This is a genomic window from Thiospirillum jenense, assembly GCF_014145225.1.
Taxonomy (GTDB): domain Bacteria; phylum Pseudomonadota; class Gammaproteobacteria; order Chromatiales; family Chromatiaceae; genus Thiospirillum; species Thiospirillum jenense.
The window spans coordinates 59,420-83,438 of sequence record NZ_JABVCQ010000003.1 but is presented as its reverse complement, the minus strand read 5'-3'; the positions used below and the strand labels follow the sequence as shown (position 1 = coordinate 83,438).

The following is a 24,019-nucleotide window of genomic DNA, read 5'->3' as shown; positions in this document are numbered from 1 at the left end:
CATGTCAATGCGTTGGTATGTCATCCATGCGTTTTCGGGCTTTGAGTCACAGGTACAACGTTCCCTGAAAGAGCGAGTTGCTCGCGCTGGAATGGAGGAATATTTCGGGGATGTTCTGGTGCCAACCGAAGAAGTAGTCGAGATGCGTGGTGGTCAACAACGTAAAAGCGAGCGGAAATTTTTTCCGGGATATGTTTTGATTCAAATGGAAATGACCGATGAAACTTGGCATTTGGTGCGCGATGTGCCAAAAGTTATGGGTTTTATTGGTGGACAGGGTGATCGCCCCGCCCCGATTCCTGATTCACAAGCACAGGCGATTTTGCAACGAGTTCAGGAAGGAGTTGAAAAACCCCGCCCGAAAGTTCTCTATGAGCCAGGTGAAATTGTGCGTGTTGTTGATGGTCCCTTCACTGACTTTAATGGTGTAGTTGAAGAAGTAGACTACGATAAAAGTCGAGTTAAGGTGTCAGTATTAATTTTTGGGCGTCCCACTCCAGTTGAATTGGATTTCCCCCAAATCGAAAAGAGTTAAATATCTCATTGAATAAAAAACAGCGTTCAAACAATCTGTTTTGCTTATTCAATACGATGTGACTCACATCATTCGTTTTCCATTAAAAATCCCTCACAGAACAGCAGTGTTCGCGTTGTGGATGTGTGTTTAAAGTATTCAATCATTTGGGGAGCTGTTGTGCGTTGCGCCAGCGTTCGTACCCGCGAGGATTATTTTCATGGCAAAAAAAATTACTGCCTATGTCAAATTGCAGGTTAAAGCGGGTGAGGCAAATCCTAGCCCTCCTGTTGGTCCGGCATTGGGTCAACATGGCGTTAATATCATGGAATTCTGTAAAACTTTCAATGCGCGTACACAAGACTTGGAAAAAGGATTGCCAACGCCGGTTGTGATTACGATTTATTCGGATCGTAGTTTTACTTTTGTTACTAAAACGACGCCTGCCGCGGTCTTATTAAGAAAGGCGGCGGGAATTAGTAAAGGGAGTAGTACACCCAATACAGTTAAGGTCGGCACAGTCAATCGAGCGCAATTAGAAGCAATTGCAACAACTAAAATGCCAGATTTGAATGCGGCCAGTTTGGCGGCGGCGGTGCGAACAATTGCCGGCAGCGCTCGTGCAATGGGACTTAATGTTGAGGGGCTGGACTAATGGCAAAGTTAACTAAAAGAATGCAGGCGATTCGCGCCCAAGTTCAGCGCGGTAAATTGTATCCGGCGGAAGAGGCTTTTGCCCTTTTACAACAGCTTGCCAAAGTCAAGTTTGTGGAAAGTGTTGATGTGGCAGTGAATCTTGGCGTTGATCCGCGTAAATCCGATCAGGTGGTGCGGGGCGCGACGGTGTTGCCGCATGGGATTGGCAAACAGGTGCGCGTGGCGGTATTTGCGCAGGGTGCGAATGCTGACGCAGCGGTGGCGGCGGGTGCCGAGCGCGTTGGCATGGACGATCTGGCTGAGGACATGAAAGCGGGTAATTTGCCTTATGACGTGGTGATTGCCTCGCCTGATGCAATGCGCGTGGTTGGTCAACTTGGCAAGTTGCTTGGTCCACGCGGGTTAATGCCAAATCCAAAAGTTGGTACAGTGACAGCAAATGTTGCTGAAGCGGTACAGAATGCGAAAGCTGGTCAGGTGCGCTATCGAACTGATAAGGCTGGAATTATTCATTGCCCACTCGGTAAGGCAGACTTTACACCAATCAAGCTCAAGGAAAATTTAGAAGCCTTGTTGACCAATTTGATGAAGGCTAAACCAAGTGCTGCTAAAGGGATTTATATGCAGAAAGTCACGATCTCAACAACAATGGGTCCGGGGTTATTATTAGACCAAAGTTCCCTGAAGTTTTAATGTAGTTGAGATAAGCCGGGTTGCTGTTTCTTTTAATAGCACCCGCTTATCATCAATAATAATGTTGACGAATTTTGCTTAATGTGTCGTATAGATTTATTTAGTAATACAGCATTAAGTTATTTGACTTTAAGGCGCTGGCGTTCGCTGTCAGTTGCCGTTGAAGACCGCAGGTGTTGGTGTTTGAGATCAGGATTGAGCGATGCCCAGCTTAATACTTGCCTGCGCAAACGGTGCTTTTGATTTGGGTATATTTGCCTAATTAACAGTGCACGTTACAAGTGGTTAGTGTTGATGCAGTGGATGTATCAATACAAACGTGTTAGTCATGTGGGGGGCTATTGAAGTCCTCATAATATCAATTGAGGTGACGAACGTGGCGCTAAATTACGCCCAAAAAGAACTGGTCGTCGCCGAAGTCGCGGAAGTCGCAAAGACTGCCTATTCGGCGATCGGTGCCGAGTATCGTGGATTGACCGTTGAGCAACTGACAAAGCTGCGTGTTGAAGCGCGTAAAGCCGGTGTTTATGTGCGAGTGGTCAAAAACACGCTGGCGCGACGTGCTTTAGAAAATACGGATTTTGCGTGTATGCAAGCGGGGTTGCGTGGTCCTCTGTTGCTTGCATTTGGGCGCAACGATCCGGGTTCAGTGGCGCGTGTCGCGGAAGCCTTTGCGAAAGAACATGACAAATTTCAAGTCAAACTGATAGCTGTATCTGGTCAGTTGTTGGATCCATCGCAACTTTCGATGTTGGCAAAAATGCCGACCTATGAAGAAGCGATTAGTCAGTTATTATCCGTGATGAAAGCGCCCGTACAAAAATTGGCAGCGACGCTTAATGAAGTGCCCTCTAAATTGGCACGAACATTGGCGGCTGTGCGCGATGCCAAACAGGCTGCGTAAGCCATTAAGCGTACTTGGGGAATTGACTTATTCCCACATTAGATTTCAGGAGCATCTTATAAATGGCCGTATCAAAAGAAGACATTTTGGAAACCATTGCCAATATGACGGTGATGGAAGTCGTTGATTTAATCAGCGCAATGGAAGAAAAGTTTGGTGTCACTGCGGCAGCGGCAGTGGCAATGGCCCCGGCAGCGGCCGCAGAAGCAGCGCCCGTTGAGGAACAAACTGAGTTCGATGTCATTTTAACTTCATTTGGCGCGAACAAAGTGTCAGTTATTAAGGTCGTCCGTGCAATTACCGGACTAGGCTTGAAAGAAGCCAAAGATGCGGTTGAAGGAGTGCCAACCACGCTGAAAGAAGCGATTTCTAAGGCAGATGCTGAATCAGCGAAAAAGCAACTCGAAGAGGTTGGCGCCTCTGTCGATATTAAATAAACAAGCAGCCTTTTTAGGTCGTTGTGCATTAAGCGCACAACGCGGGCTGGTAGCAATTGGCTGCCGGCCTTTTGTTGTTTCCAGTTAAAGACCCGCGCTGATTAATATCCAACTATAAAAACTTGATCGCGTATTATCATTTAAGAATACGCGCCTGTGCCTATGGAGTTATTTAAGATAGCAAGGCATTGGTTGTGGTGGTGATCCTGTTGATAAAATGGAGCGGTTTTGCTAGTCATTTAATGACAATTATCTAGCAAATACCCTCTAAACATCATGGCACTACCCAGTTTTATTAGCGTCAGCGTCACTTCCTAGTTTCCTCAAGAGGATCAGGCAGAATGGCCTACACGTTCACCGAAAAAAAGCGCATTCGCAAAGACTTCGGCAAACGTCCGAGTATTTTGGACGTTCCTTTTCTGCTCGCAACTCAAATTGATTCCTATCGTGACTTTTTGCAGAGCGATAAGCGTCCAAATCAACGCCAAGACATGGGGTTACATGCAGCGTTTAAATCAGTATTACCAATTGAAAGTTATTCAGGTAATGCGGTGTTGGATTATGTCAGTTATCGCTTGGGTGAACCGGCATTTGATGTGCGTGAATGTCATTTGCGGGGCGCGACCTATGCAGCGCCGTTACGGGTTTTATTACGTTTGGTGATTTACGATAAAGATGCGCCCGCTGGTGCGAAAGTTATTAAAGACGTTCGAGAACAAGAAGTTTATATGGGCGATTTGCCACTAATGACTGAAACTGGCACCTTTATTATTAATGGTACCGAGCGTGTCATTGTGTCGCAATTACATCGCTCTCCTGGCGTGTTTTTTGATAGTGATAAAGGCAAAACACATTCATCACGCAAGCAGTTATTTTCAGCACGCATCATTCCTTATCGTGGTTCTTGGCTCGACTTTGAATTCGATCCAAAAGATAATGTGTATGTTCGTATTGACAGACGTCGTAAATTACCGGCGACTATGTTATTGCGCGCATTGGGCTATAGCGTAAATGACATATTGCGGCTATTTTTTGATACGGATCAGTTTTATTTTATTAATGACATTGAATTTGTGCTGGTACCAGAACGGTTACGCGGTGAAACTGTCAACTTTGAAATCTGCATTGGCGATACTGTTTTGGTTGAACCGGGACGGCGCGTCACAACACGCCATATCCGTGAATTACAAAAAGCTGGAATTGAACGTCTTGTTGTCCCAGAAGCCTTTTTGTTTGGACGAACACTTGCCCAAACTCTCATTGACACCGAAACAAATGAGGTTATTGCCGAAGCGAATAGTGAGTTAACGCCTGAGTTATTTATGACGCTGCGTCAAAAAGGCGTGACCGAATTACAAACACTATTTGTTAATGATCTCGATCATGGTGCTTATTTGTCAGAAACCTTGCGTATTGACCATACACGCACAGATTTGGAAGCTCAAATTGAAATTTATCGCATGATGCGCCCGGGTGAACCGCCAACGCGTGAAGCAGCACAAAACCTCTTTCATAATCTCTTTTTTACACCAGATCGTTATGATTTATCCGCCGTTGGGCGAATGAAATTTAACCGGCGTCTAGCGCGTGAAGCAACTGAAGGTCCGGGCATTTTATATGACAGCCGATATTTCAGTCAGCGCCATGATGAATTCGCCCGTCAATTATACGCACAACAGGGTGATAGTTCCGATATTGTTGATACCTTGCGCGTTTTAATTGCACTCCGTAATTCAAAAGGCACCGTAGATGATATTGATCATCTCGGCAATCGGCGTATTCGTTGCGTTGGTGAAATGGCTGAAAACCAATTCCGCATTGGGTTAGTTCGAGTAGAACGCGCAGTTAAAGAACGCCTATCATTAGCGGAATCTGAAGGATTAATGCCACAAGAATTGATTAACGCCAAACCAGTATCCGCCGCTATTAAAGAGTTTTTTGGATCAAGCCAATTGTCTCAGTTTATGGATCAAAATAATCCATTATCTGAAGTGACTCATAAACGTCGCGTTTCCGCTTTAGGTCCCGGTGGTTTAGCTCGTGAACGTGCGGGGTTTGAAGTACGCGATGTACACCCAACCCATTACGGACGAGTTTGTCCGATTGAAACGCCTGAAGGCCCGAATATCGGACTGATTAATTCATTGGCAGTGTATGCTAGAACAAATAAGTATGGTTTTTTAGAAACTCCATACCGTAAAGTTCAAAATGGATATGCGACTAAAATAATTGAACATTTATCAGCAATTGAAGAAGGCAATTTTGTGATCGCACAAGCAAATGCGACGCTTGATGCTGACGGTTGTTTGACAGATGCGTTAGTATCCTGCCGTCATTTAAATGAATTCACAATGAAATCGCCGGCAGATGTTCAATATATGGATGTTTCGCCGCGCCAAATTGTCTCTGTTGCTGCATCGTTAATTCCTTTTTTGGAACATGATGATGCCAATCGGGCATTAATGGGATCAAATATGCAGCGTCAAGCAGTGCCAACGTTGCGAGCCGAAAAACCATTAGTTGGTACAGGAATGGAGCGTGTCGTTGCAAAGGATTCTGGCGTTGTGGTATGGGCACGACGTGGCGGTGCGATTGATTCAGTAGATGCCGCTCGAATTGTAGTCCGCGTGAATGATAATGAAACAGAAACGGGTGAATCGGGTGTTGATATCTATAATTTAACGAAATATACCCGCTCTAATCAAAACACCTGTATTAATCAACGCCCATTAGTTCGCCCTGGAGATATTGTGGGGCGTGGCGATATATTAGCTGACGGTCCCTCAACTGATATGGGTGAATTAGCATTAGGGCAAAATTTGCGGGTCGCGTTCATGCCCTGGAATGGTTACAACTTTGAAGATTCTATTTTAGTTTCCGAAAGAGTTGTACAAGAAGATCGGTTCACCAGTATTCACATTGAAGAATTATCTTGTTTAGCGCGTGATACCAAATTAGGTCCAGAAGAAATTTCTAGTGATATTCCAAATGTCGGTGAAGCGGCATTAGCAAAACTGGATGAATCTGGCATTATTTATGTTGGTGCTGAAGTGCGTGATGGCGATATTCTAGTTGGAAAAGTCACGCCAAAGGGTGAAACGCAATTAACGCCAGAAGAAAAGTTATTACGCGCTATTTTTGGTGAAAAAGCGTCAGATGTAAAGGATACGTCGTTGCGTCTGCCGTCGGGAATGGCGGGTACGGTTGTTGACGTACAAGTATTCACCCGCGATGGAATAGATAAGGATAAACGAGCATTACAAATTGAAGCAGCCGAAATTGAACGGGTGCGAAAAGACTTGGATGACCAATTGCGTATTATGGAAAATGATACGTTTAATCGTGTCGAGAAGATGTTATTGGGCAAGGTTGCAGATGGCGGACCTAACGGGTTGAGAGCGGGCGCTAAAATTACTAAAACGTATTTAAGTGAGTTAGTAGAGCGCAATAATAAACGTGATCGGTGGTTAGAAATCCGTTTGCGCAGTGAAGATGCCGCACATCAATTAGAAACAGTTGCCAAACAAATTAAAGAACAGCGCGAGGTCTTTCGTGAACGTTTTGAAGCGAAAAAACGTAAAGTGACACAGGGAGATGATCTTGCCCCAGGTGTATTAAAAATGGTCAAGGTGTATGTGGCGGTAAAACGTCGTGTACAGCCCGGCGATAAAATGGCGGGGCGACATGGTAATAAAGGTGTTATTTCGCGTGTCGTACCAATTGAAGATATGCCATATAGTGCTGATGGTGAAGCAGTTGATATTGTTTTAAACCCGCTTGGGGTTCCGTCACGCATGAATGTTGGTCAAGTATTAGAAACGCATTTAGGCTGGGCGGCAAAGGGATTAGGGCAACGCATTGCAACGATGCTACAAGCACAGGTTGCAATTATTGAACTGCGTACTTTTTTAACTCAAATTTATAATAGTAGTGGTAAAACTGAAAATCTTGATGAATTGACCGATGCTGAAATTATTGAGCTGGCTAATAACTTGCGCGGCGGCGTTCCGCTGGCTACGCCAGTATTTGATGGCGCTGATGAAAATGAAATACGGCAAATGTTAACGCTGGCCGGACTATCTCAGACCGGTCAGACCATACTCTATGATGGCCGTACAGGTGATACCTTTGAACGTCCTGTAACCGTTGGTTATATGTACATGCTTAAATTAAATCACTTAGTGGATGACAAAATGCATGCAAGATCAACTGGTCCTTATAGTCTTGTTACGCAACAACCTCTTGGTGGTAAAGCACAATTTGGTGGGCAAAGATTTGGTGAAATGGAGGTGTGGGCGCTTGAGGCTTATGGCGCCGCTTATACACTACAAGAGATGCTGACGGTTAAATCAGATGATGTCAACGGGCGCACCAAGATGTATAAAAATATCGTGGATCGCAACCATAAAATGGAAGCAGAAATGCCGGAATCATTTAATGTGTTGGTGAAAGAAATTCGCTCGTTGGCAATTGATATAGAATTAGAATGATATTGACGATGTCGTCAATGAGGTACGATAAATCTGGTTTGTTGACTTAAATAGTCAGTCGCAAACTATTACTCTCAACACCTCAAGTTGTTATGCAGCGATTGCCTATCATAAAACGCTGTTTTGACGCATCACAGTAATGAACATTTAGGAGTTAGCATCTTGAAAGAATCATTAAAGACTATCAAGCAAGCAGTTCCAGCATTAGAATTTGATGCAATTAGAATTGGGTTGGCATCACCAGATACTATCCGCGCATGGTCTTATGGGGAAGTAAAAAAACCTGAAACAATCAATTATCGTACTTTTAAGCCAGAACGTGAAGGCTTATTTTGCGCTAAAATTTTCGGGCCAGTAAATGATTATGAATGTTTGTGTGGTAAATATAAACGTCTCAAACACCGTGGGGTAGTTTGTGAAAAATGTGGGGTTGAAGTAACCCTTGCTAAAGTGCGGCGCGAACGAATGGGGCATATTGATCTTGCCAGCCCAGTTGCACATATTTGGTTTTTAAAATCGCTGCCATCACGCATTGGTTTATTACTCGACATGACCTTGCGTGATATTGAGCGTGTGCTGTATTTCGAGTCGTTTGTCGTGATTGATCCAGGCATGACTAATTTAGAACGGCGGCAGCTTTTATCCGATGAACAATATTTGGAAGCATTAGAAGCGCATGGCGATGAGTTTGATGCGCGTATGGGAGCAGAAGCGATTTATGAATTATTACGCACAATTGATCTTACTGCCGAAATTTCATTAATGCGGGAAGATATTGAATCCACTGGCTCTGAAACAAAAATTAAAAAATTAAGCAAACGGCTAAAATTAATTGAATCATTGCAGGCGTCAGGCAATCGTCCAGAATGGATGATTCTAACTGTTTTACCAGTGTTGCCACCTGAATTGCGTCCCTTAGTCCCGTTAGATGGTGGACGCTTTGCAACTTCTGATTTAAATGACCTTTACCGCCGTGTCATCAATCGTAATAATCGTTTAAAACGGCTGCTTGATTTGGTTGCGCCAGACATTATTGTGCGCAATGAAAAACGCATGTTACAGGAAGCGGTTGATGCACTATTAGATAATGGACGGCGCGGCCGCGCCATCACTGGCACTAATAAACGTCCTCTTAAATCACTTGCCGATATGATTAAGGGAAAACAGGGGCGATTTCGGCAAAATCTTTTGGGTAAACGCGTTGATTATTCAGGTCGTTCTGTCATCGTGGTGGGGCCGACATTGCGCTTGCATCAATGTGGGCTTCCCAAGTTAATGGCGCTGGAACTATTTAAACCATTTATTTTTGGTGAATTACAGAACAATGGGACTGCCACCACGATTAAAGCAGCAAAAAAAATGGTGGAACGCGGCGCCCCTGAAGTATGGGATGCACTTGAAAAAGTTATTCGTGAACATCCCGTCATGCTCAACCGCGCACCCACATTGCATCGTTTAGGCATCCAAGCATTTGAACCGGTGTTAATTGAAGGCAAAGCTATTCAACTGCATCCGCTCGTATGTACTGCTTTTAATGCAGATTTTGATGGCGATCAAATGGCTGTTCATGTGCCGTTATCATTAGAAGCGCAGCTTGAAGCACGGGCGCTCATGATGTCGTCAAATAACATTTTATCTCCCGCAAATGGCGAACCAATTATCGTGCCGTCGCAGGATGTGGTCTTGGGTTTATATTACATGACCCGCGAACGTATTAGCGCAAAAGGTGAAGGTTTAATCCTAAGTGATATTACCGAAGCACGGCGCGCTTATGAAACTGGTCACGCTGATCTTCATGCAAAAATTAGAGTTCGTATTCGTGAAGTCAGCTTTTCTGCAGATGGACAACCGCAAGAAACTATTAGCCTCAAAAAAACGACAATTGGGCGAGCATTAGTTTGGGAAATTGTGCCTAATGGCTTACCTTTTGCCTTGGTTGATCAAAATTTAGGTAAAAAACAAATCTCTCGACTAATCAATACATGCTATCGTGTTTTGGGATTAAAAGAAACTGTCGTTTTTGCAGATCAAATTATGTACCTCGGGTTCCGTATGGCAACTCGTGCAGGTATTTCAATTGGGCTTGAAGACATGGAGGTTCCAGATGAAAAACCAGCGATTCTTGCGGCGGCTGAGGAGCAAGTTAAAGAAATTGAACAGCAATACGCATCTGGATTAGTTACCACTGGTGAACGCTACAATAAAGTCATTGATATTTGGTCTCATACCAATGAGCAGGTTGCTAAATCAATGATGCGAAAATTGGGCAAGGATCGGATTGTTGATGGTAACGGAAATCTTGTTGAACAAGATTCTTTTAATTCAATTTATATGATGGCTGATTCTGGTGCACGCGGTTCAGCAGCACAGATTCGACAGTTGGCGGGTATGCGAGGTTTAATGGCAAAACCGGATGGTTCCATTATTGAAACACCCATTACCGCTAATTTTCGTGAAGGCTTGAACGTTATTCAATATTTTATTTCCACACATGGCGCTCGCAAGGGATTGGCTGATACGGCATTAAAAACGGCTAATTCGGGTTATCTCACTCGCCGCTTGGTTGATGTCGCTCAGGACATGGTGGTTATTGAACCAGATTGCGGGACTGAAAATGGTTTGGTAATGGCGTCCATTATTGAAGGCGGTGACGTTGTTGAACCATTGCGTGAACGTATTCTTGGGCGTGTCGCCGCAACAAATATTTATCGCCCAGGCAGCGATGAAATTTTATGTCCAGCTGGGACATTACTTGATGAACAATGGGTTGAAAAAATAGAAAAAGATGGTGTTGGTCAAGTATTAGTTCGGTCGGCAATTACCTGCAATGCGCGTATTGGTGTGTGCGCCCAGTGTTACGGACGCGACCTCGCACGTGGTCATCGTGTTAATATCGGTGAAGCTGTTGGTGTTATTGCAGCGCAGTCTATTGGTGAACCCGGCACCCAATTGACCATGCGGACATTTCATATTGGTGGCGCCGCATCAAGAACGGTCGCTGTCAGAGATGTTCAAGTGAAATCAGCGGGTTTTATTAAGCTGCATAATATTAAAACGGTGCGGCATCATACTGGCAATCTTGTTGCTGTTTCTCGCTCTGGTGAATTAACCGTTGTTGATGATAAAGGTGCAGAAAAAGAACGGTACAAAATTCCTTATGGTGCGACAGTTCATTCAAATGATGGAGATAACGTCGAAGGGGGGCAAATTGTTGCCACTTGGGATCCGCATACACATCCTGTTGTGACTGAAGTTGCCGGACGTTTGCGCTTTGAAGACTTTATTGAAAATGTAACGGTACAATCTCAGACTGATGAAGTGACAGGATTAACTTCATTAGTTGTTATTGATCCAAAACAGCGTCCCACCTTAGGCAAAGATTTACGTCCTGTGGTCATTTTGTTTGATGAACAGGGACGGGAATTGAATCTCGCAGGGACGGATTTGCCGGCGCGCTATTATCTACCATCTGGTGCAATCGTAAATGTGATTGACAGTGCGCAAGTGGGAGTGGGTGATATTCTGGCGCGCATTCCCCAAGAGTCGAGTAAAACTCGTGATATTACAGGTGGTTTGCCGCGTGTAGCTGATTTATTTGAAGCGCGCAAACCGAAAGATCAGGCATTAATGGCAGAAGCAACTGGCACAGTGAGTTTTGGCAAAGATACTAAGGGTAAGCAGCGCCTAATTATTACAATGGATGATGGGGAAACCATTGAAGAACTGATTCCAAAATGGCGACATGTGAGTGTGTTTGAAGGTGAACGGGTGGCACGCGGTGAGGTTATTTCCGAGGGTGAGTTAAATGCCCATGATATTTTGCGGTTGAAAGGCGTGACTGCACTGGCAGAATATCTGGTTAAAGAAATTCAAGATGTTTATCGATTACAAGGTGTGCGAATCAACGATAAACATATTGAAGTGATTGTGCGTCAAATGTTGCGTAAAGTGCATGTTATTAATCCTGGCGACACCCGACTATTGCGCGGTGAACAAGTTGATCATTCAACAGTGGTCGCTGAGAATGAACGTGTCATTGCGGAAAATAAATACCCCGCAATATGGGAGCCGTTGTTATTGGGTATTACAAAAGCGTCACTTGCAACAGAATCATTTATTTCGGCAGCTTCTTTCCAAGAAACTACGCGGGTATTAACTGAAGCGGCGGTACGCGGGTCATTGGATAATTTGAATGGGCTGAAAGAAAATGTGATTGTTGGACGATTGATCCCCGCCGGAACTGGCCTCGCTCATCATAATGAACGGCGGCAACGGCGCCGCATTGAACCGATTGAAAATGAAACGACAGCAATTGAACGGCGAGAGATTGCAAATAAAGAATTAGTGCAGGCAATGAAGGATTATTCTGAATCACAGGTTTTGTCGAGATAGTTGCCGGGCTAGGTTTTAGGTGATTGACAACCCAGCGCTACGATTCTATACTTCCGCCTCTCAGTCAGCCGGCTTTTGGCCGGCTTGTTTGTTTCCTGCATCAAGTGTTACCAAGTGTCAGAATGTCACGTTTAGAGCGTGAATTTTGCGGGCGCTAAACACGATGTCAGCGTAAAACCAACTGATATTCGAATGTGTGCCTACGCCTGAGGAATGGTTTCGGCAATGTGTTACGGATTGCGCGGAGACGATAAGGCGTAACGCGATTGAGTATCCTTAAAATAAATAACACTAATTTAAAACGGTCGCAGTTGACCAGCGGGTGCTGCTGCCGTGAGAATTTTAGATGTCAGACGCCGTCGGAGAGTCAATTTTAAGTTATGGCAACAGTTAATCAATTGGTACGCAAACCGCGTCAGCGTAAAGTTGCAAAAAGCAACGTGCCAGCATTAGATGCGTGTCCGCAAAAGCGTGGTGTATGTACCCGCGTTTATACCACGACGCCTAAAAAACCGAATTCTGCATTGCGTAAGGTTGCGCGGGTGCGCCTGACCAACGGCTATGAAGTGACATCATATATTGGTGGCGAAGGGCACAATCTGCAAGAACACTCGGTCGTTTTGATTCGGGGCGGACGTGTTAAGGATCTGCCGGGTGTGCGCTATCACACAATACGCGGTACGCTAGATACCTCAGGTGTTGAAAAACGGCGACAAGGGCGTTCTAAGTATGGTGCTAAACGGCCTAAAAGATAAAAATCAGTGAGTTTTAAGTCGTTTTAATGATTAAAGATTTGGAGCCGATCTCATGCCAAGAAGACGTATTGTTGCACGCCGTCAAATTTTACCTGACCCTAAACATGGTAGTGAATTGTTAGCAAAGTTTATTAACATGATTATGGAAGATGGTAAAAAGTCTGTCGCTGAACGAATTATTTATGGCGCTCTCGATCAAGTTGCTGAGAAAAAAGGCGCCGATCCGGTGACATTACTTGACCAAGCAATGGAAAATGTACGTCCAGTTGTTGAGGTAAAATCACGACGTGTTGGTGGTGCAACCTATCAGGTGCCTATTGAAGTGCGACCATCACGGCGTAATACATTAGCAATGCGCTGGTTAATTGATGCAGCGCGTAAGCGTTCTGAAAAATCAATGGCATTGCGACTTGCAGGTGAACTTATGGATGCTGCTGATTCACGAGGTACCGCAGTGAAAAAGAAAGAGGATACACACCGGATGGCCGAGGCCAATAAAGCATTTTCACATTATCGTTGGTAATTGAGTTGCTAACACTGGATCATTTTTGTTTATTTAGTTTTTTAGAGATAGCAATAGGACGGAATAGTCGTGGCACGTAGCACCCCCATTGAGCGGTACCGCAATCTTGGCATTATGGCGCATATTGATGCCGGAAAAACGACTACCACAGAGCGTATTCTTTTTTATACGGGGCTGTCACATAAGATTGGTGAAGTACACGATGGTACTGCGACAATGGATTGGATGGCGCAGGAACAAGAGCGTGGAATTACTATTACCTCTGCGGCCACGACGTGTTTTTGGAAAGGGATGGATCAGCAATACCAAGAACACCGAATTAACATTATTGACACGCCAGGTCATGTTGATTTCACTATTGAAGTCGAACGTTCATTGCGCGTACTCGACGGTGCCTGCGCTGTGTTTTGTGCGGTTGGCGGGGTAGAGCCACAATCAGAAACCGTTTGGCGTCAAGCAAATAAATACGGGGTACCGCGTTTAGCTTTTGTTAATAAGATGGACCGCATGGGTGCAAATTTTCTGCGGGTTGTATCGCAGGTCAAAGAGCGGTTGGGTGGCAATGCAATACCTATTCAATTGCCAATTGGTGCTGAAGACACTTTTAGCGGTATTGTTGATTTAGTACGAATGAAGGCGATTTATTGGGATGAAGAAACCAAGGGCATGACGTTTGTATTAGGTGACATTCCAAAAGACATGGTTGATTTGTGTCAAACTTGGCGCGAAAGCTTGATAGAAGCAGCTGCGGAAGCCAATGATGAAATGATGGAAAAATATCTCGAAGATGGTGAATTATCCGAAGAAGAAATTAAATTAGGTTTGCGAATTCGTACTCTAAAAAATGAAATTGTCCCGATCTTGTGTGGCTCTGCATTTAAGAATAAAGGTGTGCAAGCCATGTTAGATGCAGTGATTGATTATATGCCGGCCCCTGGGGATGTTCCATCTATACAAGGTGCTGTCGATGATGAAGGTCAGGTGTTTGAAGAACGCACATCAACTGATAATGCACCTTTTGCCGCGCTGGCTTTTAAGATTGCTACCGACCCTTATGTTGGCACATTAACTTTTTTCCGTGTTTATTCAGGCGTGTTGAATTCTGGTGACACGGTTTTTAATCCAGTAAAGCGTAAAAAAGAACGGGTTGGGCGCATCCTGCAAATGCATGCCAATGACCGTAAAGAAATTAAAGAAGTGCGGGCAGGTGATATAGCGGCGGCAGTCGGTTTGAAGGATGTGACTACTGGCGATACGCTCTGTGCGCTCGATCAACCGATTACTTTGGAGCGCATGGAGTTTCCAGAGCCAGTGATTTCAGTTGCGGTTGAACCAAAAAGTAAAAGTGACCAAGAAAAGATGGGCGTCGCCTTGTCAAAGTTGGCACAAGAAGACCCGTCGTTTAGAGTGCGTTCTGATGAAGAATCTGGACAAACGATTATTTCTGGTATGGGTGAATTGCATCTGGAAATCATTGTAGATCGAATGAAACGTGAATTTGGTGTTGAAGCAAATGTTGGCGCACCGCAAGTCAGTTATCGTGAAACGATTCGCGCGGTGGTTGAACAAGAAAGCAAGTTTGCGCGGCAGTCAGGCGGGCGCGGTCAATTTGGACATGTCTTTTTGCGTATTGAACCACAAGACCCTGGCGCTGGGTACCTATTCGTTAATGCAATAGTTGGCGGTTCAGTGCCAAAAGAATATATTCCAGCGGTTGATAAAGGGATCAAGGAAGCAATGACTCATGGAGTGCTGGCTGGCTTTCCTATGGTTGATATTAAAGTGACACTTTATGATGGCTCTTATCATGAAGTAGATTCAAGTGAAATGGCATTTAAAATTGCTGGATCGATAGGATTTAAAGAAGGCAGCGCAAAAGCAAAACCCATTCTACTTGAACCAATTATGAAAGTTGAAGTAGTGACACCCGAGGAAAATATGGGGGACGTCATGGGAGATTTGAATAGTCGGCGCGGAATGATTCAAGGGATGGAAGATGCGCCTTCAGGTAAAATTATTCGTGCTGAGGTGCCGCTCTCATCAATGTTTGGTTATGCTACTGATCTACGTTCAGCAACGCAGGGACGCGCAACCTATAGTATGGAATTCGCTAAATACAGCGAAGTACCATCTAGCATCGCTGAAACAATCACTAAAAAGCATTAAATAAAAAACAGGCTTGTGCATATTTTGGAGTAAATTAACTGTGTCCAAAGAGAAGTTTGAGCGCAAAAAACCGCATGTCAATGTTGGCACGATTGGTCATGTTGATCACGGTAAAACGACATTAACTGCTGCAATTACCGTGACGCAGTCAAAAAAGTTTGGTGGCGAAGCGCGGGCTTATGACCAAATCGATAATGCACCTGAAGAACGCGAGCGCGGTATTACCATTGCAACAGCGCATGTCGAATACGAAACTGCAAATCGCCATTACGCACATGTGGATTGTCCGGGACATGCTGACTACGTCAAAAACATGATTACCGGTGCTGCGCAAATGGACGGTGCTATTTTAGTCGTTTCGGCGGCGGATGGACCCATGCCTCAAACACGCGAACATATTCTATTATCTCGCCAAGTCGGTGTGCCTTATATCGTGGTTTATTTAAATAAAGCCGATATGGTGGATGATGCTGAATTATTAGAGTTGGTGGAAATGGAAGTGCGGGAAATGCTGTCAAGCTATGATTTCCCCGGCGACGATACACCAGTTGTCACTGGCTCGGCTAAAATGGCATTGGATGGCGATACTTCTGAATTAGGAACGCAGTCTATTGAACGCTTAATGGATGCGCTAGATAGCTATATCCCGCAGCCAGAACGGGCGATTGATGGCGCTTTTTTAATGCCTATTGAAGACGTGTTTTCCATTTCAGGACGCGGCACAGTTGTAACTGGTCGGGTGGAACGTGGCATTGTTAAAGTTGGTGAAGAAGTTGCCATTGTTGGCTTGCGTGACACCGTGAAAACGACCTGTACCGGCGTTGAAATGTTCCGTAAATTGCTCGATCAAGGGCAGGCGGGCGATAATATTGGTGTGCTATTGCGCGGTGTTAAACGTGATGATGTGGAACGTGGACAGGTATTAGCAAAGCCAAATAGCATTACGCCACATACGCATTTTGAGGCCGAAGTGTATGTGTTAGGTAAAGAAGAAGGTGGACGCCATACACCATTTTTTAATGGTTATCGTCCGCAGTTTTATTTCCGTACTACTGACGTTACAGGTGCCTGTGAGTTGCCGGAAGGAATTGAAATGGTCATGCCCGGCGATAATGTCAAAATGACTATTAAATTGATTGCGCCAATTGCAATGGAAGAAGGGCTGCGCTTCGCGGTACGCGAAGGCGGACGCACTGTTGGAGCGGGTGTGGTTGCGAAGGTTATCGGGTGAGATTTTAAGACATGACTAATCAAAGAATTCGTATTCGTCTTAAAGCATTCGATCACCGATTGATTGATCAGTCGGCGCGTGAAATTGTTGAAACTGCAAAACGTACTGGTGCGCAAGTTCGTGGGCCAATCCCATTGCCATCAAAACAAGAACGTTACACGGTGTTAATTTCACCGCATGTTAATAAAGATGCACGGGATCAATATGAACTGCGTACGCATAAACGATTAATGGATATTGTTGATCCTACAGATAAAACAGTTGATGCGCTCATGAAACTTGATCTTCCTGCTGGTGTAGATGCGCAAATCAAGTTGAGTTAAGGGGATAAACATGGCAGTTGGTTTGATTGGGCGTAAAGCGGGTATGACGCGTATTTTCAATAGTGATGGCACTGCTGTTCCGGTAACAGTTATTGATGTTGGTGGGAACTACGTTTGTCAAGTCAAGCAATTAGAAACTGATGGTTATGATGCTGTTCAAGTTGGTTATGGACAACGTCAGGCATCGCGTGTCACTAAAGCAGTTTCTGGTCATATCGCTAAAGCAAAAGTAGGTGCAGTTGCAATGCTGCATGAATTCCGATTGGACAATGCTGATGAAACTGCATCATTCCAACTCGGCAACCAAATCACAGTGGATGTTTTTGCAGCTGGGCAAAAAGTAGATGTTCGTGGCGTGAGTAAAGGAAAAGGATTTACCGGTGCCATTCGCCGCCATCACTTCAGTGGTCAGGATGCAACACACGGCAATTCTTTGTCGCATCGCGCTCCAGGGTCAATTGGTCAGAATCAATCTCCTGGTCGTGTGTTTAAAGGTAAAAAAATGGCGGGTCATTTAGGCGCAGCGATCCGTTGTCAACAGAACCTTGAACTAATCAAGGTTGATACTGAACGTCAGTTGTTGCTGGTTAAAGGAAGTGTTCCGGGGGCAACCGGTAGCCATTTGATTATAGTTCCAACTGTCAAGCAGAAGAATAAAGGCTAATCGCAATGCAATTAGTGACGCGGAATAAAAATGGTGACTTTGGTGAAATATCTGTTTCAGATCATGTCTTTGGTTTAGAATATAAACCCGGGCTGGTTCATCAAGTGATTACTGCTTATTTGGCGAATGCCAGATCAGGAACGCGAGCGCAGAAAAATCGAGCAGCTGTGAGTGGTGGTGGTGCTAAACCACACCGTCAAAAAGGCACAGGGCGCGCCCGCGCTGGTACTTCGCGTAGTCCATTGTGGCGCAGTGGTGGGCGTACTTTTGCTGCACAACCGCAAAGTTTTGCCCAAAAAGTGAATCGTAAAATGTATCGCAGTGCGTTACGTTCCATTTTGTCAGAATTAGTACGTCAAGAACGGTTGCTTATTGTTCCTAATTTTGAATTGACCGAAGTAAAAACGAAAGCGCTGGCCAATAAGCTCGCTGAATTGGCGGTCACTAATGATGTGCTGATTTTAGTTGATGAGGTGAACACGCCTCTAACATTAGCATCACGCAATTTGCCTAATGTTGATGTTTTAACAGCGCGCATGGTTGATCCAGTGAGTTTAGTTGCATTTGCTCACATTATTGCAACTGAAGCCGCCATCACTAAGTTAGAGGAACGGTTAATATGAATCAAGAACGCTTGTTGAAAGTGTTATTGCGTCCTATTGTTTCCGAAAAGTCGAATAGAATGACTGAATTAAACCAACAGTATGCATTTCGAGTATTATCGGACGCAACCAAGTTAGAAATCAGCCAAGCAGTGGAAAATTTGTTTGCAGTTGATGTGGAAAATGTTCAGGTTGTAAATGTCAAAGGTAAAAAAAAGCGCTTTGGCGGACGTTTAGGCCAACGGAGTAACTGGCGAAAGGCTTATGTGCGTGTTAAGTCTGGGCAAAGTATTGACTTTGGTGGCGCTGCATGATGACGCTGGATTTATTTTACTTGGATAGCTAATTATGTCTGTTATAAAAACAAATCCGACTTCGCCTGGCCGACGCTTTGTCGTTAAGTTGGTTGATGCACAACTTTACCGTGGTCGCCCATTACAGTCACTGTTGACTGGAAAAAAGTCCGTAGGGGGGCGAAATAATCAGGGACGTATTACCGTGCGTCATCATGGCGGCGGACATAAACGATTGTATCGGTTAGTTGATTTTAAACGTAATAAACAAAATATTCCGGCGACTGTTGAACGGATTGAATACGATCCTAATCGTAGTGCTAATCTGGCGCTGTTGAAATATATTGATGGTGAATGGTCATATATTATCGCGCCGAAAGGGATACAGTCCGGCGCTACCGTATTGGCATCAGAGACTGCACCTATTAGTGTTGGTAACTGTTTGCCTTTGCGCAATATACCTGTTGGTACAGAAATTCATTGTATTGAAATGCGTCCGGGTAAAGGCGCTCAACTTGCGCGTGCCGCTGGTGCATCGGTGCAATTAATTGCTCGAGAAGGTAATTATGCGACATTGCGGTTACGGTCAGGTGAGATGCGTAAAGTGCATGTGGAGTGTCGGGCGGTTATTGGTACCGTTGGTAACGGCGAACATAGCTTGCGTAAGTTAGGTAAGGCAGGAGCAGTGCGCTGGCGTGGTGTCCGTCCCACCGTGCGTGGTGTGGTGATGAATCCAGTTGATCACCCACATGGTGGTGGTGAGGGACGCACTTCTGGTGGACGTCATCCAGTAACTCCTTGGGGACAACCAACTAAGGGTTACAAAACGCGCCATAACAAACGCACCGATAGTATGATTGTTCGGCGCCGCGGATTGAAGTAGCCAAATGGTTTTATTTTTTTTTGGTAGAGGGTATTGATCAGTGCCACGTTCAGTTCGCAAAGGGCCTTTTGTTGACCATCACTTGTTGAAAAAAGTAGATGATGCTGTTGCTCAGAATAACAAAAGACCTATTAAAACTTGGTCGCGTCGTTCAGTCATCTTACCAGAAATGGTGGGGCTGACTATTGCGGTTCACAATGGAAAGCAGCATATTCCTGTACTCGTTAACGAAAATATGATTGGACATAAGTTGGGTGAATTTGCATTAACCCGAACTTTTCGGGGACATGCTGCTGATCGTAAAGTGAAAAAGAAATAGCGATAGGAAATATGACCATGCAAGCAGAGGCAAAATTAAGGTTTGCCCGAATTTCGGCACAAAAAGCACGGTTGGTTGCCGATCAAATTCGCGGTCAACATGTCGAGAAAGCATTATATGATTTAACCTTTAGCACAAAAAAAGGTGCTAAACTTATCAAAAAAATTCTCGAATCAGCAATTGCTAATGCTGAAACGAATGTCGGGGCTGATGTGGATGAGTTATGTGTTGCGTCCATTCAAGTGAATGAAGGGCCAACAATGAAACGAATCAGACCGCGTGCAAAAGGGCGCGCATCTCGCATTTTAAAGCGCACTAGTCATATTACTTTGACTGTAGCTGAGAAATAAACAACAGAGAAACTAGCATGGGACAAAAAGTACACCCGATTGGAATACGTCTTGGGATTGTAAAAAGTTGGACATCGAAGTGGTACGCTGACTCGAAAGATTATGCTAATTTGTTAAATACAGATTTGTCGGTACGTGCCTTTCTTAAAAAAAAGCTTGCTAATGCGTCGGTGAGTCGTATTCAAATTGACCGCCCTGCAAAAAATGCACACATTACAATTCATACTGCTCGCCCTGGCGTTGTCATCGGTAAGAAGGGTGAAGATATCGATAAGTTGCGTGCAGAGATTTCAAATCTGATGGGCATTCCTGTGCATATTAGTATTGAAGAGATACGTAAGCCAGAATTAGATGCCCAACTAGTTGCTGAAGGAATTGCCCAACAACTTGAGCGGCGCATTATGTTTCGGCGTGCTATGAAACGTGCTGTGCAAAGCTCTATGCGCGTTGGGGCTGAAGGAATTCGTGTCAATATCGCCGGACGTCTTAACGGCGCTGAAATTGCGCGATCTGAATGGTATCGTGAAGGGCGGGTGCCATTGCATACGTTGCGAGCTGATATTGATTATGGCTTTGCCGAAGCGCGCACAACCTATGGCATTTTAGGTGTGAAAACTTGGATTTTTCGTGGTGAAATTTTTGGTGACCGTATTGAGGGACAACCTCAAGAAAAACGTTCACGCTCAAGAAAAGGTTAATCATGCTGCAACCAAAAAGAACAAAATTTCGCAAACAGCATAAGGGAAGAAACCGCGGACTTGCACAGAGCGGTAATGCCGTTAGCTTTGGTGACTTTGGGCTTAAAGCAATAGAGCGCGGGCGATTAACAGCGCGTCAGATTGAGTCAGCACGGCGGGCTATTACTCGCAAGGTAAAACGTGGTGGCAAACTGTGGATTCGCGTGTTTCCAGATAAGCCTGTTTCTAAAAAGCCACTCGAAGTGCGCATGGGCAAAGGAAAAGGAAATGTGGAGTATTGGGTTGCGTTAGTACAACCCGGGAAAATGCTGTATGAAATTGAGGGCATTCCGGAAGAATTAGCGCGTGAGGCTTTTATTCTCGCTGCCGCCAAATTGCCTGTGCAAACCCGATTTGAGAGAAGGACGGTGTTGTGATGAAGGCGAATGAACTAAGACAAAAAGCAATGCCAGAATTGCAAGATTTGTTACTTGAACTGCTTAAAGAACAATTTAATCTTCGTATGCAGGGAGGTAGTCCAGATCAAATTAGCCGTTCATCTCGGGTGCGTGAAGTTCGCCGTGATGTTGCGCGTGTGAAAACAATCATGACTGAAATTTCGATGAGCAAATTCAATGGCTAATCAGATTAGTAAGACAATCACCGGTCAGGTTTTAAGCAACAAAATGCAAAAAACAGTTACTGTTTTGGTGGAGCGCAGGATTCAGCATCCACTTTACGGTAAGTTTGTTCGTCGCTCGCTGAAAATCCATGTGCATGATGAGAATAATGAATGTAGCTTAGGTGATGTAGTCTGTGTGCAACAATGTCGTCCGTTATCGAAAACTAAGACATGGCGTCTCGTGAAAATACTAGAGAAAGCACGTTGATTAAATGAATCGCTTGCATTTGTTCTGGGGTTCAATTTTTCAATTTTTGAGTTTTTCAAAAATTTCTTTTGGAGTGCGATTATGATTCAAATGCAAACTCAATTAGATGTTGCTGACAATAGCGGTGCGCGGTCAGTGCAGTGTATTAAAGTTCTCGGTGGTTCTCATCGGCGCTATGCGGGCATTGGAGATGTGATTAAAGTGTCAGTTAAAGATGCAATTCCGCGTGGTAAAGTAAAGAAAGGTGACGTTTTTAATGCAGTGGTTGTGCGTACCCGCAAAGGTGTACGACGTGCAGATGGCTCACTTATTCGATTCGATGGTAATGCGGCAGTACTGCTTAATAATCAGTTGCAACCAATCGGCACTCGCATTTTTGGCCCCGTCACCCGTGAGTTGCGTGGTGATAAGTTTATGAAAATTATTTCTTTAGCGCCTGAGGTGCTGTGAGTTGTGCCTGCCAATTAGTAGATTGAAAGGTGTTTTGTTAGTCAAGTTAAATTTAGGCTTAGAGTTATGCGTAAAATAAAAACAGGCGATGATGTGATGGTCATAACCGGCAAAGATAAAGGGAAGCGTGGTTCTGTCTTGCGGGTTATTGATGGTTCGTATGTCGTGGTAGAAAACGTGAACATGGCAAAAAAACACCAAAAGCAAAATCCGCAGCGTGGTTTGCCAGGTGGTATTGTGGATAAGGAAATGCCTCTTCACATTTCTAATGTTGGTTTGTTTAATTCAGTGACAGGTAAAGCTGGTCGAGTTGGCTTTAAAGTGCTTGACGATGGCCGAAAGGTGCGGGTTTTTAAATCTGATGGTGAAGTGGTAGATGTTTAAATGAACTTGTGTGCGACTTATGTTTTGCTGACACTGAGAATAATGGCTGTCACATGTTAGGTGACGCTCCCCAGTTTTAATTGAGAATGGCAGAAACTTAAAAGAATTAAACTATGGCAAGGTTACAAAAACTTTATCAGGAAAAGTTGATTACAGATCTGCGTACACGATTTAATTATGCAAGTGTTATGCAGGTGCCACGGTTAGTCAAAATTACCCTGAACATGGGGGTCGGTGAAGCAGTTGCAGACAAGAAAGTCATGGATTTTGCTGTAGCTGATTTGACTAAGATTTCCGGGCAAAAACCTGTAGTTACGAAAGCGCGTAAGTCTGTTGCTGGATTCAAAATACGCGAAGGTTGGCCAGTGGGTTGCATGGTTACTCTGAGACGGGAACGTATGTATGAGTTTTTAGATAGACTCATTCATATTGCAATTCCTAGAATTCGTGATTTTCGTGGTATGAGTCCAAGAGCATTTGACGGGCGCGGTAATTATTCACTTGGTGTGCGTGAACAAATCATTTTTCCCGAAATTGATTATGACAAAATTGATATGTTGCGGGGACTTGATATTGTCATTACGACTTCAGCGAAGACCGATGAAGAAGGCCGCGCACTGCTTGACGCATTCCAGTTTCCATTTCGGAGTTAAGATTTGATATGGCAAAAAAAAGTATGATTGCGCGTGATATAAAACGTACGCAAATATCACAAAAATTTGCGAAAAAACGCACCGCACTTAAGTTAGTTCTCAATAATCGTCAGTCAACACCCGAACAAATTGATGTTGCATTACTTGCATTGCAAAAGCTACCGCGTGACGCAAATCCAATACGACAACAGCGGCGTTGTCGTATTACAGGTCGCCCACATGCTGTCTATCGTAAATTTGGGCTCGGGCGTAATAAGCTGCGTGAAGCTGTTATGCGTGGCGATGTTCCCGGCGTTGTTAAAGCAAGTTGGTAATAAAATAGGTATCACACGATTAAAGTGGTTTGACCTAAGGGGAAAATGATGAGTATGTCAGATCCTATCGCGGATATGTTGACGTGTATTCGCAATGGACAGTCTCGTGGCAAGATAATTATTACGATGCCTGTTTCTAAACAAAAAATTGCAATTGCTTCTTTACTCAAAGAAGAAGGCTATATCGGTGATTTTTCACTGGATGTGGGCGATGCTGGAAAACCCCGACTTGAAATCAAGTTAAAGTATTTTCGTGGAAAGCCAGTCATCGAATACCTGAAACGTGTGTCACGACCTGGATTAAGAGTGTATCGTGGAAAGGATGAGTTACCGAAGGTATGGGGCGGCTTAGGTGTTGCGGTTATTTCCACTTCAAAAGGTCTCATGACTGATCGAGCAGCGCGTAAAGCTGGTCATGGTGGTGAGGTTTTGGCGCTAATCGCTTGATTTAATAA

General features: G+C 44.4%; 27 protein-coding genes. All 27 read left to right on the top strand.

Annotation, left to right across the window (positions count from 1 at the left end):
• Position 1 precedes the first annotated feature (1 nt).
• The 27 genes from nusG (at position 2) to rpsH (ending at position 24,011) form a co-directional block, all read left to right on the top strand.
• On the top strand, positions 2-535 hold the full coding sequence (nusG, locus tag HUK38_RS01905; protein WP_182582097.1) for a transcription termination/antitermination protein NusG: 534 nt from the start codon (positions 2-4) through the stop codon (positions 533-535).
• Positions 536-734: 199 nt separating this feature from the next.
• A complete protein-coding gene (rplK, locus tag HUK38_RS01900) occupies positions 735-1,169 on the top strand; it encodes a 50S ribosomal protein L11 (RefSeq protein ID WP_182582096.1) in 435 nt (144 codons plus the stop codon).
• A complete protein-coding gene (gene rplA, locus HUK38_RS01895; protein ID WP_182582095.1) occupies positions 1,169-1,864 on the top strand; it encodes a 50S ribosomal protein L1 in 696 nt (231 codons plus the stop codon). Before rplK ends, rplA begins: the two co-directional genes overlap by 1 nt.
• A 376-nt stretch (positions 1,865-2,240) precedes the next feature.
• Complete coding sequence (rplJ, locus tag HUK38_RS01890; RefSeq protein WP_182582160.1) at positions 2,241-2,768, top strand: 50S ribosomal protein L10; 528 nt, start codon at positions 2,241-2,243, stop codon at positions 2,766-2,768.
• A gap of 62 nt (positions 2,769-2,830) precedes the next feature.
• Complete coding sequence (gene rplL, locus HUK38_RS01885; protein WP_182582094.1) at positions 2,831-3,205, top strand: 50S ribosomal protein L7/L12; 375 nt, start codon at positions 2,831-2,833, stop codon at positions 3,203-3,205.
• A 341-nt stretch (positions 3,206-3,546) separates the two neighbouring features.
• Positions 3,547-7,695 carry a DNA-directed RNA polymerase subunit beta gene (rpoB, locus tag HUK38_RS01880; RefSeq protein WP_182582093.1) on the top strand — a complete coding sequence of 1,383 codons (4,149 nt, stop codon included), beginning with the start codon at positions 3,547-3,549 and terminating at the stop codon, positions 7,693-7,695.
• Positions 7,696-7,857: 162 nt separating this feature from the next.
• Positions 7,858-12,087 (top strand): DNA-directed RNA polymerase subunit beta', encoded by a 4,230-nt coding sequence (gene rpoC / locus HUK38_RS01875; protein WP_182582092.1) that lies wholly within the window; start codon positions 7,858-7,860, stop codon positions 12,085-12,087.
• Between the two features lie 380 nt (positions 12,088-12,467).
• Positions 12,468-12,842 carry a 30S ribosomal protein S12 gene (gene rpsL, locus HUK38_RS01870; protein WP_182582091.1) on the top strand — a complete coding sequence of 125 codons (375 nt, stop codon included), beginning with the start codon at positions 12,468-12,470 and terminating at the stop codon, positions 12,840-12,842.
• 52 nt (positions 12,843-12,894) lie between these two features.
• The gene (gene rpsG, locus HUK38_RS01865; protein WP_182582090.1) at positions 12,895-13,365 is read left to right on the top strand and encodes a 30S ribosomal protein S7; all 471 of its coding nucleotides are present in this window, start codon (positions 12,895-12,897) and stop codon (positions 13,363-13,365) included.
• Positions 13,366-13,434: 69 nt separating this feature from the next.
• Positions 13,435-15,531: an elongation factor G gene (fusA, locus tag HUK38_RS01860; RefSeq protein ID WP_182582089.1), complete on the top strand. Its 2,097-nt coding sequence runs from the start codon at positions 13,435-13,437 to the stop codon at positions 15,529-15,531.
• 40 nt (positions 15,532-15,571) lie between these two features.
• Positions 15,572-16,762: an elongation factor Tu gene (gene tuf, locus HUK38_RS01855; protein ID WP_182582088.1), complete on the top strand. Its 1,191-nt coding sequence runs from the start codon at positions 15,572-15,574 to the stop codon at positions 16,760-16,762.
• A gap of 11 nt (positions 16,763-16,773) precedes the next feature.
• Entirely contained in the window at positions 16,774-17,085 is a 312-nt protein-coding gene (rpsJ, locus tag HUK38_RS01850; protein WP_182582087.1) for a 30S ribosomal protein S10, read from the top strand.
• A 10-nt stretch (positions 17,086-17,095) separates the two neighbouring features.
• Complete coding sequence (gene rplC / locus HUK38_RS01845) at positions 17,096-17,749, top strand: 50S ribosomal protein L3 (protein ID WP_182582086.1); 654 nt, start codon at positions 17,096-17,098, stop codon at positions 17,747-17,749.
• Positions 17,750-17,754: 5 nt separating this feature from the next.
• The gene (gene rplD / locus HUK38_RS01840; RefSeq protein ID WP_182582085.1) at positions 17,755-18,372 is read left to right on the top strand and encodes a 50S ribosomal protein L4; all 618 of its coding nucleotides are present in this window, start codon (positions 17,755-17,757) and stop codon (positions 18,370-18,372) included.
• Positions 18,369-18,665, top strand: coding sequence for a 50S ribosomal protein L23 (rplW, locus tag HUK38_RS01835; RefSeq protein ID WP_182582084.1), 297 nt, complete (start codon positions 18,369-18,371; stop codon positions 18,663-18,665). The genes rplD and rplW overlap by 4 nt, the downstream gene beginning before the upstream one ends.
• A gap of 34 nt (positions 18,666-18,699) precedes the next feature.
• A complete protein-coding gene (gene rplB, locus HUK38_RS01830) occupies positions 18,700-19,527 on the top strand; it encodes a 50S ribosomal protein L2 (protein ID WP_182582083.1) in 828 nt (275 codons plus the stop codon).
• Positions 19,528-19,567: 40 nt separating this feature from the next.
• Positions 19,568-19,846: a 30S ribosomal protein S19 gene (gene rpsS, locus HUK38_RS01825; protein WP_182582082.1), complete on the top strand. Its 279-nt coding sequence runs from the start codon at positions 19,568-19,570 to the stop codon at positions 19,844-19,846.
• 17 nt (positions 19,847-19,863) lie between these two features.
• On the top strand, positions 19,864-20,196 hold the full coding sequence (rplV, locus tag HUK38_RS01820; protein WP_182582081.1) for a 50S ribosomal protein L22: 333 nt from the start codon (positions 19,864-19,866) through the stop codon (positions 20,194-20,196).
• Positions 20,197-20,213: 17 nt separating this feature from the next.
• Positions 20,214-20,894 (top strand): 30S ribosomal protein S3, encoded by a 681-nt coding sequence (gene rpsC, locus HUK38_RS01815; RefSeq protein WP_182582080.1) that lies wholly within the window; start codon positions 20,214-20,216, stop codon positions 20,892-20,894.
• 2 nt (positions 20,895-20,896) lie between these two features.
• Complete coding sequence (gene rplP / locus HUK38_RS01810; protein ID WP_182582079.1) at positions 20,897-21,310, top strand: 50S ribosomal protein L16; 414 nt, start codon at positions 20,897-20,899, stop codon at positions 21,308-21,310.
• Positions 21,310-21,516 (top strand): 50S ribosomal protein L29, encoded by a 207-nt coding sequence (gene rpmC, locus HUK38_RS01805; RefSeq protein ID WP_182582078.1) that lies wholly within the window; start codon positions 21,310-21,312, stop codon positions 21,514-21,516. The genes rplP and rpmC overlap by 1 nt, the downstream gene beginning before the upstream one ends.
• Entirely contained in the window at positions 21,509-21,763 is a 255-nt protein-coding gene (gene rpsQ / locus HUK38_RS01800) for a 30S ribosomal protein S17 (RefSeq protein WP_182582077.1), read from the top strand. Before rpmC ends, rpsQ begins: the two co-directional genes overlap by 8 nt.
• Before the next feature lie 81 nt (positions 21,764-21,844).
• Positions 21,845-22,213: a 50S ribosomal protein L14 gene (gene rplN, locus HUK38_RS01795; protein WP_182582076.1), complete on the top strand. Its 369-nt coding sequence runs from the start codon at positions 21,845-21,847 to the stop codon at positions 22,211-22,213.
• Positions 22,214-22,279: 66 nt separating this feature from the next.
• Entirely contained in the window at positions 22,280-22,597 is a 318-nt protein-coding gene (gene rplX / locus HUK38_RS01790) for a 50S ribosomal protein L24 (protein ID WP_182582075.1), read from the top strand.
• A 113-nt stretch (positions 22,598-22,710) separates the two neighbouring features.
• Positions 22,711-23,250, top strand: coding sequence for a 50S ribosomal protein L5 (rplE, locus tag HUK38_RS01785; protein ID WP_182582074.1), 540 nt, complete (start codon positions 22,711-22,713; stop codon positions 23,248-23,250).
• Positions 23,251-23,258: 8 nt separating this feature from the next.
• Complete coding sequence (gene rpsN, locus HUK38_RS01780) at positions 23,259-23,564, top strand: 30S ribosomal protein S14 (RefSeq protein ID WP_182582073.1); 306 nt, start codon at positions 23,259-23,261, stop codon at positions 23,562-23,564.
• A 48-nt stretch (positions 23,565-23,612) separates the two neighbouring features.
• Positions 23,613-24,011 carry a 30S ribosomal protein S8 gene (rpsH, locus tag HUK38_RS01775; protein WP_182582072.1) on the top strand — a complete coding sequence of 133 codons (399 nt, stop codon included), beginning with the start codon at positions 23,613-23,615 and terminating at the stop codon, positions 24,009-24,011.
• Positions 24,012-24,019: the final 8 nt, after the last annotated feature.

Excerpts from the sequence above, each read along its gene's own strand:
- rplE (WP_182582074.1), top strand. The coding sequence starts at position 22,711 with ATGGCAAGGTTACAAAAACTTTATCAGGAAAAGTTGATTACAGATCTG.
- rplV (WP_182582081.1), top strand. The coding sequence starts at position 19,864 with ATGCAAGCAGAGGCAAAATTAAGGTTTGCCCGAATTTCGGCACAAAAA.
- rplD (WP_182582085.1), top strand. The coding sequence starts at position 17,755 with ATGCAATTAGTGACGCGGAATAAAAATGGTGACTTTGGTGAAATATCT.
- rplK (WP_182582096.1), top strand. The coding sequence starts at position 735 with ATGGCAAAAAAAATTACTGCCTATGTCAAATTGCAGGTTAAAGCGGGT.
- rpsQ (WP_182582077.1), top strand. The coding sequence starts at position 21,509 with ATGGCTAATCAGATTAGTAAGACAATCACCGGTCAGGTTTTAAGCAAC.
- rplL (WP_182582094.1), top strand. The coding sequence starts at position 2,831 with ATGGCCGTATCAAAAGAAGACATTTTGGAAACCATTGCCAATATGACG.
- rpsG (WP_182582090.1), top strand. The coding sequence starts at position 12,895 with ATGCCAAGAAGACGTATTGTTGCACGCCGTCAAATTTTACCTGACCCT.
- rplA (WP_182582095.1), top strand. The coding sequence starts at position 1,169 with ATGGCAAAGTTAACTAAAAGAATGCAGGCGATTCGCGCCCAAGTTCAG.
- rpsN (WP_182582073.1), top strand. The coding sequence starts at position 23,259 with ATGGCAAAAAAAAGTATGATTGCGCGTGATATAAAACGTACGCAAATA.
- rplB (WP_182582083.1), top strand. The coding sequence starts at position 18,700 with ATGTCTGTTATAAAAACAAATCCGACTTCGCCTGGCCGACGCTTTGTC.
- rplX (WP_182582075.1), top strand. The coding sequence starts at position 22,280 with ATGCGTAAAATAAAAACAGGCGATGATGTGATGGTCATAACCGGCAAA.
- rpoB (WP_182582093.1), top strand. The coding sequence starts at position 3,547 with ATGGCCTACACGTTCACCGAAAAAAAGCGCATTCGCAAAGACTTCGGC.
- rpsH (WP_182582072.1), top strand. The coding sequence starts at position 23,613 with ATGAGTATGTCAGATCCTATCGCGGATATGTTGACGTGTATTCGCAAT.
- rpsC (WP_182582080.1), top strand. The coding sequence starts at position 20,214 with ATGGGACAAAAAGTACACCCGATTGGAATACGTCTTGGGATTGTAAAA.
- rplN (WP_182582076.1), top strand. The coding sequence starts at position 21,845 with ATGATTCAAATGCAAACTCAATTAGATGTTGCTGACAATAGCGGTGCG.
- rplW (WP_182582084.1), top strand. The coding sequence starts at position 18,369 with ATGAATCAAGAACGCTTGTTGAAAGTGTTATTGCGTCCTATTGTTTCC.
- rplP (WP_182582079.1), top strand. The coding sequence starts at position 20,897 with ATGCTGCAACCAAAAAGAACAAAATTTCGCAAACAGCATAAGGGAAGA.
- nusG (WP_182582097.1), top strand. The coding sequence starts at position 2 with ATGTCAATGCGTTGGTATGTCATCCATGCGTTTTCGGGCTTTGAGTCA.
- rpmC (WP_182582078.1), top strand. The coding sequence starts at position 21,310 with ATGAAGGCGAATGAACTAAGACAAAAAGCAATGCCAGAATTGCAAGAT.
- rpsL (WP_182582091.1), top strand. The coding sequence starts at position 12,468 with ATGGCAACAGTTAATCAATTGGTACGCAAACCGCGTCAGCGTAAAGTT.
- rplC (WP_182582086.1), top strand. The coding sequence starts at position 17,096 with ATGGCAGTTGGTTTGATTGGGCGTAAAGCGGGTATGACGCGTATTTTC.
- rpsJ (WP_182582087.1), top strand. The coding sequence starts at position 16,774 with ATGACTAATCAAAGAATTCGTATTCGTCTTAAAGCATTCGATCACCGA.